General features: G+C 42.7%; 15 protein-coding genes. 14 read left to right on the forward strand and 1 reads right to left on the reverse strand.

Annotated features, from left to right (window positions below; all coding sequences use genetic code 11):
- Positions 1–41: 41 nt before the first annotated feature.
- The 8 genes from thiS (at position 42) to RIL182_RS08950 (ending at position 6465) form a co-directional block, all read left to right on the forward strand.
- Complete coding sequence (gene thiS, locus RIL182_RS08915; protein ID WP_006857664.1) at positions 42–239, forward strand: sulfur carrier protein ThiS; 198 nt, start codon at positions 42–44, stop codon at positions 237–239.
- Positions 240–329: 90 nt separating this feature from the next.
- Entirely contained in the window at positions 330–1109 is a 780-nt protein-coding gene (locus tag RIL182_RS08920; RefSeq protein ID WP_006857665.1) for a thiazole synthase, read from the forward strand.
- A 154-nt stretch (positions 1110–1263) separates the two neighbouring features.
- Entirely contained in the window at positions 1264–2472 is a 1209-nt protein-coding gene (gene thiH / locus RIL182_RS08925; RefSeq protein ID WP_006857666.1) for a 2-iminoacetate synthase ThiH, read from the forward strand.
- Positions 2465–3109, forward strand: a complete 645-nt coding sequence (locus RIL182_RS08930; protein WP_006857667.1) for a thiamine phosphate synthase — start codon at positions 2465–2467, stop codon at positions 3107–3109. Before thiH ends, RIL182_RS08930 begins: the two co-directional genes overlap by 8 nt.
- A gap of 166 nt (positions 3110–3275) precedes the next feature.
- Positions 3276–3974, forward strand: a complete 699-nt coding sequence (minC, locus tag RIL182_RS08935) for a septum site-determining protein MinC (protein WP_015520639.1) — start codon at positions 3276–3278, stop codon at positions 3972–3974.
- A gap of 21 nt (positions 3975–3995) precedes the next feature.
- Positions 3996–4787 (forward strand): septum site-determining protein MinD, encoded by a 792-nt coding sequence (gene minD, locus RIL182_RS08940; RefSeq protein ID WP_006857668.1) that lies wholly within the window; start codon positions 3996–3998, stop codon positions 4785–4787.
- Positions 4788–4798: 11 nt separating this feature from the next.
- The gene (gene minE / locus RIL182_RS08945) at positions 4799–5074 is read left to right on the forward strand and encodes a cell division topological specificity factor MinE (RefSeq protein WP_006857669.1); all 276 of its coding nucleotides are present in this window, start codon (positions 4799–4801) and stop codon (positions 5072–5074) included.
- A 203-nt stretch (positions 5075–5277) separates the two neighbouring features.
- Positions 5278–6465 (forward strand): MalY/PatB family protein, encoded by a 1188-nt coding sequence (locus tag RIL182_RS08950; protein ID WP_006857670.1) that lies wholly within the window; start codon positions 5278–5280, stop codon positions 6463–6465.
- 189 nt (positions 6466–6654) lie between these two features.
- Here the strand turns inward: RIL182_RS08950 and RIL182_RS08955 are convergent, their stop codons facing one another.
- The gene (locus RIL182_RS08955) at positions 6655–7413 is read right to left on the reverse strand and encodes an exodeoxyribonuclease III (protein WP_022112833.1); all 759 of its coding nucleotides are present in this window, start codon (positions 7411–7413) and stop codon (positions 6655–6657) included.
- 326 nt (positions 7414–7739) lie between these two features.
- Here RIL182_RS08955 and RIL182_RS08960 point away from each other — a divergent pair, with 326 nt between their 5' ends.
- The 6 genes from RIL182_RS08960 to RIL182_RS08985 all read left to right on the forward strand — a co-directional run bounded on the left by RIL182_RS08960 (position 7740) and on the right by RIL182_RS08985 (position 16952).
- Positions 7740–9479, forward strand: a complete 1740-nt coding sequence (locus RIL182_RS08960; RefSeq protein WP_006857671.1) for an ASKHA domain-containing protein — start codon at positions 7740–7742, stop codon at positions 9477–9479.
- A 236-nt stretch (positions 9480–9715) separates the two neighbouring features.
- Positions 9716–11185, forward strand: a complete 1470-nt coding sequence (locus RIL182_RS08965) for an ABC transporter permease (protein ID WP_082241367.1) — start codon at positions 9716–9718, stop codon at positions 11183–11185.
- 13 nt (positions 11186–11198) lie between these two features.
- On the forward strand, positions 11199–12164 hold the full coding sequence (locus RIL182_RS08970) for a carbohydrate ABC transporter permease (protein WP_006857672.1): 966 nt from the start codon (positions 11199–11201) through the stop codon (positions 12162–12164).
- Positions 12165–12223: 59 nt separating this feature from the next.
- Positions 12224–14026, forward strand: coding sequence for a type 2 periplasmic-binding domain-containing protein (locus RIL182_RS08975; RefSeq protein WP_006857673.1), 1803 nt, complete (start codon positions 12224–12226; stop codon positions 14024–14026).
- Positions 14027–14214: 188 nt separating this feature from the next.
- Complete coding sequence (locus RIL182_RS08980) at positions 14215–14838, forward strand: YesL family protein (RefSeq protein ID WP_015560631.1); 624 nt, start codon at positions 14215–14217, stop codon at positions 14836–14838.
- An 83-nt stretch (positions 14839–14921) separates the two neighbouring features.
- Entirely contained in the window at positions 14922–16952 is a 2031-nt protein-coding gene (locus RIL182_RS08985) for a beta-galactosidase (RefSeq protein WP_006857675.1), read from the forward strand.
- Positions 16953–17032 lie beyond the last annotated feature (80 nt).

Consider the following 17032-nt stretch of genomic DNA (forward strand, 5'->3'; position numbering starts at 1 on the left):
AAGGGACTTGGATTTTACTCCGTAAAATTAAAGGAGGATGTATGGAAATCAACGGAAAGCACACAAAGTTGCCGGAGGGAACAACGATACTTGATTATTTAGAGCAGAATCACTATGTGTTAGCGCAGATTGCAGTCGAGCACAACTATGTAATTTTGGACAAAGAAGATTATGCAAAAGTTGTTTTGAAGGATGACGACATTTTAGAGATTGTCAGTTTCATGGGCGGCGGTTGTTAAATGCCGGAAAAAGAGAAATAAAAAAACCAGAGAAAAGCAGAAAAACAGAGAAAAGTAAAAAAAGAGAAAAGCAGAAAAGAGGAAAAAAAGATGAGCGAAATAACAAAAGATACATGGAAATTAGGAGAGCATGAGTTTTCTTCCAGATTTATATTGGGTTCCGGAAAATATTCCTTAGAACTGATCGATGCAGCAGTGAAAGAGGCAAAGGCGGAGATCGTGACGATGGCGCTGCGCCGCGCAAATGAGGGTGGTGTGGCTAATATCTTAGATTACATCCCAAAAAATGTGACACTGCTTCCAAATACATCAGGGGCGCGCAATGCGGAGGAGGCAGTTCGTATAGCAAGATTGTCAAGACAGATCAGCGGAAGTGATTTTGTAAAAATTGAGGTCATTCATGATTCGAAATATCTGCTTCCGGACAATTATGAAACAGCAAAAGCGGTAGAAGTATTAGCAAAAGAAGGATTTGTCGTGATGCCGTATATGTACCCGGATCTCAATGCGGCGCGTGATATGCAGAATGCCGGTGCAGCATGTATTATGCCGCTTGCAGCACCGATCGGTTCTAACCGAGGTGTCTGTACAAAAGATTTTATCCAGATACTGATCGATGAGATCGACCTGCCGATCATCGTGGATGCCGGTATCGGAAAGCCGTCACAGGCATGTGAAGTCATGGAGATGGGAGCTGCTGCAGTCATGGCAAATACCGCAATCGCGACGGCTGGTGATATCCCGGCGATGGCAGCTGCTTTCCGTGAAGCGATCGAAGCCGGAAGAAAGGCATACCTCTCAGGCTGTGGACGTGTCAAAATGGGAGGGGCAAGCGCATCCTCGCCGCTGACAGGATTCCTCTCTGAATAATTCAGAAGATCAGAGCGTTAAATATGAGAGTAGAACAAAAATCAGTTTTAGGAAATTTTGGAATCGGAAAATATAATACATTTTTATGATCTGATTTGAATGGAAATTGAGTATAAAAAATTTCGGGTTCAGAATAAGCACAGGGGAAAAAATCATGGAACACATCAATGAAAGTATATTAAGCGAAGAAATAAAGGAACATCAGAAAGAGGCAAGGATCGACCATATGGTATATCTGCCAGGCATGGAGGCATTAAAATCGGATATCACAAAACAGGTGGTTGAAGCAATGGAGGCATACGATTACGACAGCTATACAGCAGAAGATGTAAGATGTGCCTTGGCAAAAAGAAACCGCACACCGGAAGATTTTGCAGCGCTGCTGTCGCCGGCGGCAGAACCGTTTATCGAAGAGATGGCACAGTGTGCAAAAGTGGAAAAAGAAAATCATTTTGGCAATTCGGTCTGTTTTTTTACGCCGCTCTATATCGCCAATTATTGTGAAAATTATTGTATCTACTGCGGGTTTAACTGTCATAACCGTATCCGCAGGGCAAAATTAAATGCAGAGGAAATCGAAGCGGAAATGGCGGAGATCGCAAAATCCGGTCTACAGGAGATCTTGATCCTGACAGGCGAAAGTCGGAAAATGTCAGATGTGGAATATATAGGAGAAGCGTGTAAGATCGCGCGGAAATATTTTAAAGTAATTGGTCTTGAAGTTTATCCGATGAATTCGGAGGAATATGCGTATTTGCATGAATGCGGCGCGGATTATGTAACAGTTTTTCAGGAAACATACAATTCAGACAAATATGAGACACTTCATCTGGCAGGACATAAACGTATTTTTCCTTATCGTATGGAGGCACAGGAACGTGCGATCCGCGGCGGTATGAGAGGCGTTGGTTTTGCTGCTTTACTGGGACTTGATGATTTCAGAAAAGATGCATTTGCAACAGGAATGCATGCTTATCTGTTACAGAGAAAATATCCACATGCAGAGATTGCTTTTTCCTGTCCGAGGCTTCGCCCGATCATCAACAATGATAAGATCAATCCGATGGATGTGCATGAAAAACAACTTTTGCAGGTTGTGACGGCATACCGGTTGTTTATGCCATATGCAAGTATTACGGTTTCTACCAGAGAGTGTGCAAGGGTGAGAGACAGTCTGATGGAGATCGCAGCGACAAAGATTTCTGCGGGGGTCAGCACCGGTATCGGAAGCCATGCGAAAGGACTTGAGGATCAGGGCGACGAGCAGTTTGAAATTTCTGACGGAAGGACAGTAAAACAGGTGTATGATGCACTGCTTGAGGAAGGATTGCAGCCTGTTATGAGTGATTATATTTATGTGTAAAAAAGAAAATCCGATTCCGGGGAAAATAATTGCTGTCACAAACCGGAGCCTTTGTGAGAGGCCGTTTTTAGAACAGATCAAAAGAGTCTGTGAAACAAAGCCGGCAGCTCTGATCTTAAGGGAAAAAGATCTGCCGGAGACGGAATATGAAGAGATGGCAAGACAGGTTTTGGCAATTTGTGAAGAATATGGAGTGATCTGTATTTTACACAGTTATATAGAAACCGCAAAACGGTTAGAGAGGCAGTATGTTCATTTGCCGCTTCCACTGTTAAGAACTTGTATGCAAAAGACAGAAAATGAAGAAAAACAGATAAAATTTATGTCTGGGAACCTATCAATGGATCAGAAGAATAAAAATAAGCTGATCTTAGGCTGTTCGGTTCATTCTGTTGAGGATGCTATTGAGGCAGAAAAACTAGGGGCATCTTACCTGACCGCAGGGCATATATTTGCCACGGACTGTAAGAGAGGACTGCCGCCACGCGGAATGGAATTTTTAAAGCAGGTATGTGAAACCGTAAATATTCCTGTGTATGCCATCGGTGGAATTGGACTGAACGATGGAAAAATAGACAGCGTGTGTGAATGTGGTGCGGCAGGTGCGTGCATCATGTCCGCTTTTATGGCAATATGATAAATATAAAAAACGGGCAGTTATTTCAAAAAACGACAGACAATGAAAGCTGTATTGCCGATTGCATATAAAAAAATATAAAAATTTCAATCAAATTTCTCCTGTCGCATTGCACCTGTTTCAAGAATCTGCTATACTAAATCGGATAGTAAAGTGGAGGGACGATATGTCACAGGCAGTTGTTATAAAAAGTAATAAATACGGGATACATCTTGTATTGAGCAATGAGATATCTTTTAAAGCACTTTTGGATGCCATCGTCGAGAAATTCAAAGAGTCAGAGAAGTTCTTTAAAGGGGCAAAACTGGCGATCTCTTTCGAGGGAAGAAAGCTGACGCATGATGAGGAAATGGCTATCATTGATGCGGTGACATCGAATACAAGTATCGAGATATTGTGCATTGTAGATCATGATCCGGACCGTGAAGCATACGTCAAACAGCAGATCGAAGAATATCAGGCATCTGTACAGCAGCCGTATGTGGATGGTGGGACTCAGTTTTATCGCGGAACGCTTCGCTCTGGCCAGACACTTGAGAGTGAAACAGGAATCGTAGTGGTAGGTGATGTCAATCCGGGCGCAGCAGTCATGGCAAACGGCAGTATCGTTGTACTTGGAGCGGTAAAGGGAAGCGTCTATGCAGGACTTGGGGGAGATGACAGTGCATTTATTGTTGCACTCGATATGGATCCAATCCAGATTCGGATTGGAAATATTTTAGCAAAAAGTCCGGACAAACCTTTTAGCAGACGAAGAATACGAAAAAAGGTCAAAGAAACGACCACGTCTCCGCAGATTGCGTACTTAAAGGACGGGACAATCTGTATTGAACCGCTGACAAAAGAACTATTAAGCGATATTTAACAGCAGGAGGAATATTTTAAAATGAGTGAAGTTATTGTAATTACGTCCGGGAAGGGCGGAGTTGGTAAGACGACCACAACCGCAAATGTTGGAACAGGTCTGGCACAGTTAAACAAAAAAGTAGTGCTGATCGATACAGATATCGGACTTCGTAACCTAGATGTTGTCATGGGTCTTGAGAACCGTATTGTATACAATCTTGTAGATGTTGTAGAAGGAAACTGCCGTGTGGAACAGGCACTGATCAAAGACAAAAAATATCCGAATTTATGTCTTTTGCCGTCAGCACAGACCAGAGATAAATCCGCGGTATCTCCGGAGCAGATGCAGGCATTGATCGAAGATTTAAGACAGGATTTTGACTATATTTTATTAGACTGCCCGGCAGGAATCGAGCAGGGCTTTAAAAATGCCATCGCAGGTGCAGACAGGGCACTTGTTGTCACAACCCCGGAGGTTTCTGCAGTGCGTGATGCTGACCGTATCATTGGACTGCTTCAGGCAAATCAGATCCAGAAAGTTGATCTTATCGTAAACCGTCTGCGTATGGACATGGTTAGACGCGGTGATATGATGAATGTCGAAGATGTGTGCGACATTCTGGCAATCAATCTGATCGGTGCAGTACCGGATGATGAACATATCGTAATCTCTACGAACCAGGGGGAACCACTGGTTGGAAGTAATTGCCTTGCTGGACAGGCATATGAGAATATCTGCCACCGTATTCTCGGTGAGGAAGTTGCATTTCTTGATCTGGATGCAAAACAGGGAGTATTTTCAAAATTAAAAGATTTATTTAAGAAAAATTAGGAGGAACAGTCATGGGATTGATGGACTTATTTAAGAAGAAAAGTTCCGGTGATGTTGCAAAAGACCGTTTAAAACTTTTGCTGGTGACTGACCGCGCAAGCTGTTCCCCGGAAATGATGGAGCAGATTAAAAACGAGATCATCCAGGTAATTTCAAAACACATGGATATTGATATGGAAGGCCTTGACATTCAGATCACGCAGACAGAGTCAGAGTCGAACAATGGAACGGTACCGGCATTGTTTGTTAATATTCCGATCCGCGATATCAGACATGGAAATTCATAAAATTTTATAAAAGATAAAAAGACTGTTCAAAGAAGAAAGTATATTTCATTTGGACAGTCTTTTTTATAGTACTATTGACATATAATAGTGAAAATGCTAATATCATACTAATTTGATATGAATTAGATGATAATAGAAAGAAAACAGGATGCAGCAGCCAATAACAGAAATACAAAAGATGGTTAAAGGAGCGGTATTCCGGAATGGAGTATGTCATGAAGTACAATTTTGATGAAGCTGTGGAGCGGAGAGGAACCGGATGTTTAAAATACGATTTTGCGAAAGAACGTGGGAAAAAAGAAGATGTCTTGCCGTTATGGGTTGCCGATATGGATTTTAAGACTGCGCCTGCAGTGACCGAAAGACTGCAGAAAGTAGTGGAACACGGAATTTATGGATACAGTGACAGCAAAGAAGATTATTTTGCAGCAGTATCGGGATGGTATCATGATCATTTTGACTGGGATGTAAAACCGGAGTGGCTGGTAAAAACGCCGGGAGTTGTTTTTGCACTTGCGGCCGCTGTGCGTGCATATACGGAAAAAGGCGATACAGTTTTGATCCAACAGCCGGTATATTATCCGTTTCGTCAGGTCATTGAGTCAAATGACAGAAAGTTAGTCAGCAGCGATCTGGTATTAAAAGATGGTCATTATGAGATCGACTTTGAAGATTTTGAGGCGAAAATAAAGGAACATCAGATCCATTTATTTTTGCTCTGCAGTCCACATAACCCGGTAGGTCGTGTATGGAAAGAGTGGGAATTAAGAAAAATCGGAGAGATCTGTTTCAAATATCAGGTGACTGTCGTCAGTGATGAGATTCACAGCGATTTTGTATATCCGGGGCATAAACATCATGTCTTTGCATCTGTTTCACCGGAGTTTGAACAGATTTCCGTAATTTGCACGGCACCAAGTAAAACCTTTAATCTTGCCGGTCTTCAGGTGTCAAACATTTTTATTGCGGATGAAAAACTGCGTCAAAAATTTGTCCGTGCGGTGGATCAGGCAGGATACAGCCAGGTAAATCTGATGGGACTTGTCGGATGTCAGGCCGCTTATGAAGAGGGAGAGGAATGGCTTTTACAGTTAAAAGAATATCTGTATCAGAATCTTTCCTTTGTCCGCGAATACCTGAAGGAAAATCTTCCACAGATTAAACTGATTGAGCCGGAAGGAACCTATTTAATATGGCTGGATTTCGGAGAACTTGGACTGGGAAGAAAAGAGTTGGAAGCACTGATTGATCAGGCAGGACTTTGGTTAGACGCGGGAGCAATTTTTGGGAAAACGGGTATTGGTTTTGAGCGCATTAACATTGCATGTCCGAGAAAAACGTTAGAACAGGCATTTTTGCAACTGAAAAAAGCAGTGGATGCGTTAGATTAAAAACTTTGTAACAGTATGATATCTGTTCAGAATGATCAAAAAGGCACGAAGATGGCACTGCGGTGGAGTATATCTTATTGAAGAGGAACTCCACTGCAGTCACAGCAAATCCTCTGCAGAAAGCTGTTGATAAGTCGATATCGAGTTACATCGTACCGTGGCCTGAATCAAAAATATCCGTGAAAAGCTTTATGACAGGTCAATATCTAATTCCACCGGGCAGTGGTCAGATCCGAAAACATCCGTGTGGATCTTTGCGCCGGTCAGCTTATCATTCATCCGTTTGGAAGTGATAAAATAGTCAATACGCCATCCGGCATTCTTTTCCCGTGCCCTAAAACGGTAGGACCACCAGGAATAGATCTGTTCTGTATCCGGGTAAAAATAGCGGAAGGTGTCTGTGAAGCCGGCATCGAGAAGCTTTGTCATTTTTTCTCGTTCTTCATCCGAAAATCCGGCGTTCTTCCGGTTGGTTTTTGGATTCTTTAAATCGATCTCCTCATGTGCAACATTTAAGTCCCCACAGAGAATGACAGGCTTGGATCCATCGAGTCTTTTTAAATAAGCACGAAAATCATCTTCCCACTGCATGCGGTAAGGCAATCTGGCCAGTTCGTTTTGAGAATTTGGCGTATAACAGGTAACCATGTAAAAATCAGGGTATTCTAAGGTGATGACACGTCCTTCTTTGTCGTGTTCTTCGATGCCGATACCGTAAGTCACATTCAGAGGCTCTTTTTTTGTGAAAATCGCTGTGCCGGAGTAACCTTTTTTCTTGGCATAATTCCAGTAGGAAAAATAACCGGGCAGAGGAAGGTCGATCTGTCCCTCCTGCAGCTTGGATTCCTGAATACAGAAAATATCTGCATCAGTTTCATGAAAAAAATCAAGAAAGCCTTTTTGGATACAGGCACGCAGTCCGTTGACATTCCAGGAAATCAGTTTCATAGTATTCTCCATTCTTTTAATTAGGATGTTGGGAATGCACTATTTGGTCTCAACATCTTAATATGTTGGTGTTAAAATTTTTTGTTACCGTCAGATAAAACTGGATTGTTTCCGCAAGATATCATAACATTATCATTTCATTGAAACAAGGAAAACATGTGATTCTGCATGAAAAGAAAATAATACGGTCGAAACAGTTTTGATATAGTTAAACAATAATATGGTATAATTTATGTCAATAAGTAAGTTTATGGAGCGTGTATCTATGGCACCACAGGTGCTGTTGAAAAACGGAAATGTGAGAGAAAGGCAGCGGGTAAGGATTGATGAAACGCATTTTTTTACAGAAAAAACAGAATAAGACGATACTGGAGCTGTTAAGGGAGCAGGGAGAATATTTAGATGCGCCCTGCAGCGGGAAAGGTACCTGTGGAAAATGTTGTATTATAATAGAAGAAACACGAAAAACAGATCCGCCAAAACAGCGGGAAAAGGAAGTGTTTACGGAGCGGGAACTGGAAGAGGGATGGCGTCTTTCCTGTATGACGGTTCCGACAGATGATCTGTATGTATGCATTCCGGAAATCAGAGAAAATCAGATACAGGTGCAGATGGAATTTGTCCGGAACACAAAAATGGAGAGCGATGTACAGGCGACAACAGTTATCTGTGAAAACAAAATAGAGGATCGTGCACAAATAGGGTCTGACGGGGAAATAAAACCGGAAAATATGGATACGGAAAAATCCGTCTATGGTATCGCAATCGATATCGGAACAACCACACTCGCTGCAGAACTGATTTCCCTCACCGATGGAATATGCTTAAAAACTGCATCTTCTGTTAATCATCAACGGGCATACGGCGCAGATGTGATTTCAAGGATCCGTGCAGCAGCGTCCGGAGATGCAGAAAAGTTGAGAGAGAGCATTTTAAAAGATGTGAGGAATCTGGCAGAGACACTGCTTGCGGGGCAGGACGAAAATGTGCTGAATGTCAGCAAAATCGTGATCGCCGGAAATACTACAATGATTCACCTTTTACTGGGATATTCCTGTGTGGGGCTTGGCGCTGCACCATTTACTCCTGTGAACCTTGCGCCGGAGGATATGACGTGGGGAGAATTGAATGGTGAGTATGAGGAAACCAGAGAAAGTGGAGATGCCAGAGAAAGTGGAGATGCCAAAGAAAGTGGAGTTGCCAGAGACGGTAGTGATGCCAGAGAACACGGATATGTCAGAGAATGCGGGCATACCGGAATCAATCAGACCACAAAAGTACAGATCATGCCGGGAATCTCAGCTTTTGTTGGAGGAGATATTACGGCGGGCATGATGGGATGTGGTATGCGGCCGGACAAATGCGAGATGCTGATCGACATTGGAACAAACGGTGAGATGGTTCTTGCTGCGGGAGATCATTTCCTTGTTTCATCCGTTGCCGCGGGACCGGCATTCGAAGGTGGAAACATATCCTGCGGTATGCCCGGTGTGCCGGGAGCTGTCTGCCGTGCAGTTTTATTTGGTAAAAATAATATGGTGACAAAGACGATTGGAAATAAACCGGCCATTGGGTTATGCGGAACCGGAATCATTGATGTAATGTATGAACTCGTGCGGCACCATATTGTTGATACTCAGGGGATTTTGGGAGAACCGTGGTTTGAAAAAGGATTTCCGGTCGTACCCGGAAAAATTTATTTTACCCAGGAGGATATCAGACAGGTGCAGATGGCAAAAGCAGCTATCTGTGCGGGTTTAGAAGTATTACTGCAGAAATCAAATATTTCTCATGAACAGATAAAAAAAGTATATGTTGCAGGCGGGTTTGGCATGGGACTTGACATGGAAAAAGCACTTGGAATCGGACTTCTGCCAATCGGACTTCGCGGAAAACTCACGCCGGTCGGCAACAGTGCCTTAGAGGGAGCCGCACGATGCCTGACACACTCAAAAGAAAGCAGTGATATGCAGCCGCAAGAGATTGCAGCCATATCCCATGAGATCAATCTTGCAGATACACCAGAGTTTCAGGAATTATATTTAAAACATATGCAATTCTGTTGAGTCAGAAAATTGGGGTATTTATTCAACAAAAATACCCCAATTTTTTGATGTCTCATTTTGAATGACCAAAAATCAAGGTATATTTTATCAATTATTTACGGTATTTTAATTTTCTTCCCTTTTATATAATAAATACAACAAAAGCAGTTCGGAAATATTTTTTTTAAAACAATACTTAAACGTTTTCGAAAAGCTCCGGATGCTGGCGAAAACCAAAAAAGAAGGGAAAGGGAGAAATGAAAGAAACGGGCATTTCAAAAAACAACAAAACAGATGGTTCCGGTGTTACAGGCAAGTTATACATTGTACTTCGGATCGCAGTTCTGTTCGCAGTCTTATTCATGTTCATACCTGGAATCAATCCAGCGAGGATCAGCGGAATGATCGGAAGAAACTTATCACTGTTTACTTCCGGTATTTCATACTCATCACTGGCATCAGAGTTTGGACGTGCATTCCGAAAAGGATGGGTTATGAAATCAACATTACGGCTTGACTCTTTATCAGCTCTGATTATCTGCGTTGGTACAGCAGCAGTTGCAGCCGGTGGATGTTTATCACTCGGTAATCTGAAAATGAAAAAATTAAGTAACATCTTCACAGCAGCAGGAAGTGCAGTGATGCTGTCAGGACTTGGCGGTATCGCACTTGCATACAGTCAGATCAGCCAGACAGAAAAACCTAAGAAAATCGAGCCGATCTTTTCAAATGGTTTTTATATGATCCTGATCGTTGCAGTACTGATCCTGATCGTAACATTGATCGCGATGGCAAAACAGCCTAAGGTTGAGGCGGGTGCTAAATATGAGATGGAAACAAAGTACCGCCTGTTCCTGATGTTAATGCCATTCCTGGCACTGGCTGGTGTATTTTGTTATCTGCCATTATGGGGATGGAGATATGCATTCTTTGATTACAAAGTTGGTGATACCTTAAGCATGGATAACTTTGTTGGATTCAAATGGTTCACGCAGTTGTTTAAAAATCCTGCAACGGTAAGAGATATCATCCGTGTTCTGAAAAACACGCTTGCAATGAGTGGTCTTGGAATTTTGACAAGCTGGCTTCCAATGGCATTTGCAATTTTCCTCTGCGAGATTAAAAACATGAAGTTCCGCCGCGTCGTACAGACACTTACAACAGTACCGAACTTCATCAGCTGGGTTCTTGTATATGCAATCGCATTTTGTATCTTTTCTACAGACGGATTTGTCAGCAGTTTGATGGTAAATGCCGGAATCTGGAAAGAGGGCGTGAATATGCTGATGGGCGGCAGCCATGTATGGCTGCAGATGTTAGCCTGGGGCTTATGGAAAGGTATCGGCTGGAGTGCAATCATTTATATTGCAGCAATTTCCGGTATTGATCAGCAGCTTTATGAAGCAGCAACCGTCGACGGTGCAGGACGTTTCCAGAGAATGTGGAATATTACCGTGCCGAGCCTGATCCCGACATTCTGTGTATTACTGTTAATGTCGATTGCAAATATCTTAAGCAATGGTATGGATCAGTATTTAGTATTTGAAAACTCTACCAATACAAGTTCTATCATGGTACTTGACCTGTATGTATACAAACTTGGTATCGGACAGGGACAGATTCCATTATCAACAGTAATCGGTATGGTAAAATCCGTTGTCAGTGTAACGTTACTGTTTGCTGCAAACGGTATTTCGAAACTGATTCGTGGCGAGAGTATTGTATAAGGAGGCGTAAGACATGGCAAAAACAGCACAGGAAAAGGCTGATTTAAAAGCCGAAAAACTTTATGAAAAAACACATAAACGCAAATATCGCTTAAAACCGGGCGATATCGTATTTAACATTTTAAATTACCTGTTTTTTACATTATTTACAATAGCATGTATATTTCCATTTTATTACCTGTTTATCAATACGATCAGCGATAATGATCTGGTAATCAAGGGTTTAATCAACTTCATACCGAGAGGAATCCATTTTGATAACTATACAGCGTTATTAAATGTAAGTGATCTTTCAAGTGCATTGATCGTATCACTGTCAAGAACAGTACTTGGTACGGCACTTATGGTAGCAGCATCCGGATTTATCGGATATCTGGTAACCAAAGATGAAATGTGGGGCAGAAAATTCTGGTACAGATTTCTTGTGATTACCATGTATTTCAATGCGGGTCTGATCCCATGGTTCTTAAATATGCAGATGTTAGGTCTGACCAATACATTCTGGGCATACATCATTCCTGGTATTGTGGCTCCGTATAACATCATTCTGGTAAAAACATACATAGAGTCAATTCCAGCGGAACTCGAAGAGAGTGCTCAGATCGACGGAGCAAGCTTCTTTACTGTATTCCGCAAGATCATCTGGCCGCTCAGTAAACCGATCCTTGCGACGATTGCGATTTTCGGTGCAGTTGGTCACTGGAACTCCTTTACGGATTCCCTGATCTTAATGACATCAGCTCCGAAATTATATACTTTACAGCACAGACTTTACATTTACTTAAATCAGGCATCCAACTTAAGTGCATTAATGGAGTCTGGCGGATCTGTCAGCGAGGCTGTTTTAAAATCAGCAATGAGTGGAAAGGTTATCAAATATACGATTTCCATGGTAACGGTAATCCCGATTTTAATCGTATATCCATTCATGCAGCGTTACTTTGAAAAAGGTATCATGTTAGGTGCCGTAAAAGGTTAAAGAGGTGTTAACCGCGAGGCGCGGAATCAAAATAACACAAAAACAAGGAGGAAAATTACATGAAAGCAAAGAAAATCGTATCACTGCTTCTGGCAGCTGCAATGACAGTTTCCATGGCAGCCTGTGGGGGTAGCAATCAGACAAGTGCATCAAAGAACAACAGCAACAATGCAGCGGGGGATGCTGCAGACGAAGATGCAACGGAGAGTGGAGTATCCGAGGAAACTTCCGAAGATGAAGCGGAAGATCTCGCAGATATCATTCCGGAAGAGACAGTTACTCTCGATGTATTCGATCAGTTAGCAAACTATTCCGGTGAGCAGATCGGATGGTTTGGTCAGATCATGTTAGACAAATTCAATGTAAAATTAAATATCATCCCGGATTCTGACGGTGTATATGAGACACGTATGGAGTCAGGAAACCTTGGAGATCTGGTTCTCTGGGGAAATGATTCTGATGAGTATCAGCAGGCAGTCAGCAAGGGAATGCTCTTTGACTGGAACGAGGATGATATCTTAAGCGATTACGGTCCATACATCAAACAGAACATGCCATATGCATTAGAGAAAAATGCAAATCTTTCCGGCGGTACTGTTTATGGATTCGGATTTGATGTTGCAAGGGATGCGACAGCACGTCAGGATTTCATGTATACCTGGGATTTAAGATGGGATCTTTACAAAGAGTTAGGATATCCTGAGATCAAGACTTTAGACGATATGGTAGATGTTTTAGGTCAGATGAAAGAGATCTGCCCGACCGATGATAACGGAAAAACAACTTATGGTGTTTCCTTATTCAACGACTGGGACGGAAACCTTGTAATGTTCGTAAAATCAACAGCAACTGCTTATTATGGATATGATGAATTTGGTTTTGGTCTGTATGATCCAGAGGAGCAGGTATTCCATCCAGCATTAGAGGAAAATGGACCTTACCTCACATGCTTAAAATTCTATAACAACCTGTATCAGAAAGGACTACTTGATCCTGACTCCCAGACACAGGGATATGACGGTATGCAGGAAGATTACCAGAACGGTGGAGCATTCTTAAATGTGTTCAACTTCTTAGGTTCTACTTTCTACAACTCAGATTCACATGCACAGGAAGGCAAAGCAATGTATCCTTGCCCACCGGAAGATGCAACCCCGATCTGCTATGGTCAGAATATCTACGGTGGAAACCGTATCTGGTCTATCGGTGCTAAGACAGAGTATCCGGAATTGTGTATGGCTATCTTAAACTGGTTATCTACTCCGGAAGGACGTATGACAGCTGAGTATGGTCCAAAGGATGTCTGCTGGTACTATGATGAAAATGGAAAAACGCAGTTTACAGATTTAGGACGTGCAGCTAAGACAGATATCAGCACACAGATGTCTGATGGTTACAGCGGAACATTTGATGATGGTTCCTTTAAAATGAACAATACAACGTGGGCGATTGATTCCTTAAATCCTGATTCAAACGGTGAGACATTCAACTATCGTAAATGGGAAAGTTTTGCAACAGATGCAAATTCTGACATTGAGCAGGATTGGAGAGATAAGACCGGTTTTGCAACAGCAGATGAGTACATGGGATCAAGACCTTACAAACTTTCTCTTGGTACAACATACTCTGAGTCTACAAAATCTGATGAGTTAACTGTATTATGGACACAGGTTGCTGAGTGCATCAAGACAAATTCATGGAAAGCAATCTATGCTAAGACAGATGCTGAATACGACCAGATCGTTGCAGACATGATCTCCCAGGCAAAAGACTACGGCTATGACGAGTGTATCGCATTCCAGGAGAATGAGGCATCACTTAGAAAAGCAGCTGAGAACGAAGTAAAAGGGACCATCAAATAATTGTATCACAAATGAATGACAGACCAGAGCAGAAGATCCGGACATTCCGTCCGGATCGCCCCGGTCTGTTTTCATCATACTGGATATCTGGAGTAAAATCCTGTATGATGAAAGCAGATCAGAGGTATGAAATAAAATGAGAGATAAGAAAAGTGCATGGGAAGCACTTTGAGATTGGAGGAAAACAAATGAAATTTTTTAGCGTTGACAGTCCATTGTACCGTTTTTTAAGCAGAGTACTTGATATTTTAAAACTAAATTTTTTATGGATTCTTGGAAGCCTGCCGGTTTTTACGATCGGGGCATCGACCACGGCGGCAATGTCGGTTGCGTTAAAGTTAGCGGATGATGAGGAGGGCTATATCGCGAAATCATATTTTGAAGCGTACAAGGCAAACTTTAAACAGGGCGTTCCGATGGGACTGATCTTTCTGGTTGCATGGTATGCGGTATATCTTGACTTCCAGCTGTTTGGAGCAGTGAAAAATAATCCGGTCATTTTGCTGATCATCGGTATGGTGTCCGTATTTCTTGTGATCATTGCGATGATCTATTCCTTTTCACTGCTGGCAAGATATGAAAATACGGTGGTCCGCACGATCCAGAATTCTATGGATATTTCAAGAAAATATTTTGGAAAAACACTGATCCTTGTGATCCTCGTCGCAGCAGAAGTGCTGATCTTCCAGTATAATTCAACCATGATATTTCTTGGAATCTTATTTGGACCTGGATTTATCATTTACACGGTCGCAGCAGTAAGCAAACGTGTATTCTTACAGATCGAGCGTGTGAACCGCGAGGGCGAGTGACAGGTAAAACCGGTTAACAGAACAAATCAGGAACAGCAATACGAAAAAGATGCAAAAATACAGCACAGAAATTGGAGGTAAATATGATCGAGAGCAGCAAAGTACATAAAATTTTATATGGTGGAGATTACAACCCGGAACAGTGGCCGGAGGAGATCTGGAAAGAGGACATGCGCCTGTTTAAATTAGCGCACATTGATGTCGTGACGCTCAATGTTTTCAGCTGGGCAGCACTGCAGCCGGATGAAATTACCTATGATTTTTCCAAACTGGATAAGATCATGGAGTATGTGAAAGAAAACGGATTGAAAGTCTGCTTTGCAACTTCGACAGGGGCACATCCGGCGTGGATGGCAAGAAAGTACCCGGATATTTTGCGTGTCGAGCATAATGGCATGAAGCGGAAATTCGGAGCACGTCATAATTCCTGCCCGAACAGCCCGACTTACCGGAAATATTCTGTGGCACTTGCCGCAAAACTGGCAGAGCGATACAAAGATTATGACAATATCGTTGCATGGCATATTTCCAATGAATATGGCGGGGAATGTTACTGCGAAAACTGTGAAAAAGCATTCCGTGTATGGCTGCATAAAAAATATGGAACGCTGGATGAGTTAAACCGTGTATGGAACACTTCTTTCTGGGGACATACCTTTTATGACTGGGATGATGTTGTTTTGCCGGATATGCGTTCAGAGGAGTTTAACTGGGATGGCATCCGTACCAATTTCCAGGGGATTTCACTCGATTACCGCAGATTCAATTCGGACAGTATCTTAGACTGCTACAAATTAGAGCGCGATGCGGTAAAAGAGTACACGCCGGATATTCCGGTTACCACAAATCTGATGGGATTTTATCCATCATTAGACTACCAGAAATGGGCAAAAGAAATGGATTTTATTTCCTGGGACAGCTATCCTTCCTTTGGCGCAGAGACAGAAAACAATGCGATGGCACATGATCTGATGCGTGGATTAAAGGGTGGCAAACCGTTTGCACTGATGGAACAGACACCGAGTGTGAGTAACTGGCATACCTACTGTGCCTTAAAGCGACCAGGTGTGATGCGCTTATACAGCTATCAGGCGGCAGCGCACGGCGCAGATACGATCATGTTTTTCCAGATGAGAAGAAGCATTGGTGCCTGTGAGAAATATCACGGTGCAGTGATCGACCATGTCGGCAATGAGAATACGAGAGTGTTCCGTGAGATCACAGCACTTGGCGAAGAACTGACTGAACTTTCTGATACACTGCTTGGTGCAAGAACTCCGGCAGAAGTGGCAGTTGTATTTGACTGGGATAACTGGTGGGCAACGGTATTATCCGCAGGCCCAAGCCGTTGTATCAATTATTATGAGGAGATTTATCAGTATTATAAGGCACTGTTAAATCTTCATATCCCAATGGATTTTGTTGGTGTGGACGATGATCTGTCCGGTTATAAAGTTGTCATGGCACCGATGTTATACATGTGCAAAGACGGTTATGATGAAAAGATCCGCAGCTTTGTCAAAGCGGGCGGCACCTTTCTGACCTCCTATTTCAGCGGATATGTGGAAGACCATGACCTTGTGATCACAGGCGGATATCCGGGCAGACTGCGCGATATTTTGGGTATCTGGGTAGAAGAATCCGATGCGATTCCGGCAGGAGATGCTGGCATGAAACATACCTTTGCATACAAAGATGTGACTTATCCGGCAGAAGTGCTTTGTGATTTATCACATACCGAAGGCGCAGAAACACTCGCAACCTATGATAATGACTTCTATGCCGGAATGCCCGTACTGACCTGCAACACCTTTGGATCCGGAAAAGCCTGCTACGTCGCAACCCGCTCCAATCAGGACTTCTACCGCACTTTCTTAACTGACATTATGAAAGAAGCCGGCGTAGAACCACTCGCAGAAGGCAGTGACAAAGTAGAGATCACTCTCCGCGAAAACAAAAACGGCAGCTTCCTCTTCCTCTTAAATCCGACGGACGAATCACAGGAAGTAACGCTGAAAAAAGCCGGAACTGACCTGCTCGGCGGAATGACTTACCAGGCAGGAGAGAAAGTTGTACTTCCGGCAAAAGCAGTGGCGATCGTTCAAAGCAGGTAAAGGTTATTTCAAGCAAGTAGAGATTTTCCACAAAGAAACCGCGAAACTCTTCAAAAAACTGAAGTAGTTGAGTCCCAGGC

It is taken from the genome of Roseburia intestinalis L1-82 (assembly GCF_900537995.1).
Lineage (GTDB): Bacteria > Bacillota > Clostridia > Lachnospirales > Lachnospiraceae > Roseburia > Roseburia intestinalis.